This window comes from Methanobrevibacter sp. (assembly GCF_045646045.1).
Taxonomy (GTDB): Archaea; Methanobacteriota; Methanobacteria; order Methanobacteriales; family Methanobacteriaceae; genus Methanocatella.
Genome location: NZ_JAZRJY010000010.1, coordinates 1 through 3088, shown reverse-complemented (window position 1 = coordinate 3088; position 3088 = coordinate 1). Strand labels below are relative to the sequence as shown.

Below are 3088 nucleotides of genomic sequence, written 5' to 3'. Positions count from 1 at the left end.
AGACTATCAAATGAAAAATTGGACTGAAAAACATCTAAAAATAAAATAGGCCTATAAAATTTTACAGACTCTATCCATTAAAATTTTTCTTAAAGTATCGATATCTGCATCAACCTCTGTTGGTTTAGTACAAGCATCAATAGCAGTATTTGGATCTTTAAGTAAATGTCCGGTTACTACACATGTAATAGTTTCACCTTTATCAATTACACCCTGATCAACCAATTTTTTAAGACCAGCAATTGAGGCTGCAGAAGCCGGTTCAACACCAATACCTTCAGTCCTTGCAAGTAACTTTTGAGCATCTAAAATTTCTTCATCAGTTACAGTTTCAGAATAACCGTTTGAATCATAAATCGCATTCAATGCTTTGATGTCACTTACAGGTGCACCAATACGAATTGCAGTCGCAATGGTTTCAGGATTTTCAACAGGCACAACTCTTCTGTCACCTTTTCTAAATGCATTGGTAACAGGGCATGCACCTTCAGCCTGAATACCTGTCATCATAGGCAAGTCTTTAACAAAGCCTGCATTATAAAACTCAGATACACCTTTCCAAATAGCTGAGATATTTCCTGCATTACCCACAGGCAAAATAATCCTATCAGGAGCCTGCCATCCGAGATCTCTTAAAATTTCATAACCGATAGTTTTTTGACCTTCCAATCTGTAAGGGTTAATTGAATTCAATAGGTAAAGATGCTTTTCTAAAGCAAGTGCAGTCATAGCTTCAAGTGCTTCATCAAAATTACCATTGATAGACATTACTTCAGCACCATGGAACATTGCCTGAGCCAATTTACCTAAAGCAACTTTTCCAGAAGGTAAAAATACAATACAGCGTAATCCAGCACGAGCAGCATAAGCTGCAAGAGAAGCAGAAGTATTACCTGTTGAAGCACAACCAACAGTGCTTACTCCCAATTCCATAGCTTTAGTCATACCAACTGTCATACCACGGTCTTTAAAACTTCCTGTAGGGTTGGATCCTTCAACTTTAACATATAAGTTAACACCAAGTTCGCTGCCTAATTTATCGCATTTGCAGAAAGGTGTTCCTCCTTCATCCAAAGAAACAATTTTACTTTCGTCTACTGGAATACATTCTTTAAATTTCCATAATGTATCTTTTCTACCATCAAATATATCTTTGGAAACATCAATGTCACTGACAAGCTCAAGTACACTTCCACATTTTTCACAGGTGTAAATCACTTCGTCATCATCATATTCTGCTCCGCATGAAACACAACGTATCATAAATATCACTAAAAAAATTAAATTAAAATAAAATTCTATATTATCTATTTAAATCATAATATAAAAAATTATCCTTGAAAATTAACGACCTAATATGAAATAAGCTATTGGAATTGTTAAATATACCTCTACAAAGCCGGCGATTATCATTAACACAACAGATACGGCAAAAATGATTATGGATTGTTTTAATTTAACAGAACTTTTATTGAATGCTTCTTTTAAAGTTAAATCTTCTTTCAAATAATATTTAAATAATTTTAAAAGAAAATTAAACAACACCAAACCTGATGAACAGGCTAAAAAGCAGGATGTTAATTCGAATATTCCATGAGGTATTAACATGGCCAGAACCCTAAACAGATTATTTTGAATAGCTATATAGTAACCTAAGAAAAATCCGTTATAGGCCAAAACTAAAACGGACAGACAGAACAACAATCCATATATAAACATCTGAAATATTATTATGATGTTATTCAAAAATATGTCTGCAAAAGTTAACTGTATTACACCAGTTTCGACCTTATGCGATAAATCACTAACGACAGGATGAAAATAGCTATACAAATAAGGTTCTAAGAAATATCCCAATATTATAGAGAAAAAAAGAATAAAAAATGAAATTAAAATAGCTAATTTATTTTCAATAAAAGCCAATTTCACTTCATTATAAAATTGTTTTAGCAATTTCAGATGCCTCAACCTGTTTGTCTTTTAAATCTTCAAAGTATTCCTGCATTAACTCAGCGGTTCTTACTTTACAATCACCACAACGTAGGCTACCGCTCAAGCATTCTTCTCTGATTTTTTCAAGTTCACTATCCTCATCAATCAAATGGTAAAGCAACATTTCATAAATTACACATTTATCTACTTCCCCACCCAATTCCTGTTGTTCTTTAAGGGATTCTCTTCCACCAGTTTTTGCAGTTTTTACCTTTTTGGCAGCAACTTCAGGAGTTTCATTAAGATAAATTGCAGTGTTTGGTTTTGAACTGCTCATTTTATCTCCAGTTAAACCAGTTAAAAATCTATGATAAGTTGATGCGGGCTGAATAAATCCCAGCTCCTCATTTAACCTGTGGGCAATGTCTCTTGTTAATCTGATATGAGGGTCCTGATCAACACCTACAGGCACTACAACCTTTTTTGGACCTCCAAATTCTTCTATCTGCGGCAGTAAAATATCTGCCACCTGCATTAAAGGAGCCTGCATATGAGCCATATTGGTTGATTCATTAAAACCATAAATTGCTTTAAGTTGATTAAAATTAGTTTTTCTTGATGCTTTAAATTCCAAATCAAATAAGGATTTATTTTGTGATTGAAGATATACGTTAACATTGTCACGTTCCAAATCAAGACCCAATGCTATCCAGTTAGTCAAATATTCTTCAACAGCAATTTTTCTACCTTTTTCAAAACTCATATCCCTTGCAGCATATGATTCCAAATCAGCAATCGGTAAAGACAACATTGCACCTTTTTGCTGATACCAAATCAATTGATCAACCACCATTTTATGACCGATGTGCATTTGTCCACTTGGCATCATACCTGTTACAACTGCAAAATCTTCTTTTTTATTAATTAAATCATTGATTTCCTTAAATTCCCTGTGTCCAAAGACCACTCCTCTTTTCATCAGTCTTTGAGGGTCCTTAATTTCTCCCAAAATATCTGAAATTTTTTCAATACCAAATTGATTGATTAATTTATCATAATCTACACTTGTTGATGTCCATGGATTAATCATATTCATCACCTTATTCCATATAACTATATTAAATTAAATAAATAACTAATTATTTTTATAATTACT

At 33.1% G+C, this 3088-nt stretch carries 3 protein-coding genes; all 3 read right to left on the bottom strand.

The features are described from left to right. Window positions 1-51: 51 nt before the first annotated feature. Window positions 52-1263, bottom strand: coding sequence for a threonine synthase (gene thrC / locus ACKI5C_RS00670; RefSeq protein ID WP_407431021.1), 1212 nt, complete (start codon window positions 1261-1263; stop codon window positions 52-54). An 81-nt stretch (window positions 1264-1344) separates the two neighbouring features. Next, complete coding sequence (locus ACKI5C_RS00665; protein WP_407431019.1) at window positions 1345-1929, bottom strand: stage II sporulation protein M; 585 nt, start codon at window positions 1927-1929, stop codon at window positions 1345-1347. Window positions 1930-1933: 4 nt separating this feature from the next. Then, window positions 1934-3022, bottom strand: coding sequence for a tryptophan--tRNA ligase (locus ACKI5C_RS00660; protein ID WP_407431017.1), 1089 nt, complete (start codon window positions 3020-3022; stop codon window positions 1934-1936). Between the last annotated feature and the right edge of the window lie 66 nt (window positions 3023-3088).

Coding starts and splice junctions, on each gene's coding strand:
- ACKI5C_RS00660 (WP_407431017.1), bottom strand. CDS start 3,022: ATGATTAATCCATGGACATCAACAAGTGTAGATTATGATAAATTAATC.
- thrC (WP_407431021.1), bottom strand. CDS start 1,263: ATGATACGTTGTGTTTCATGCGGAGCAGAATATGATGATGACGAAGTG.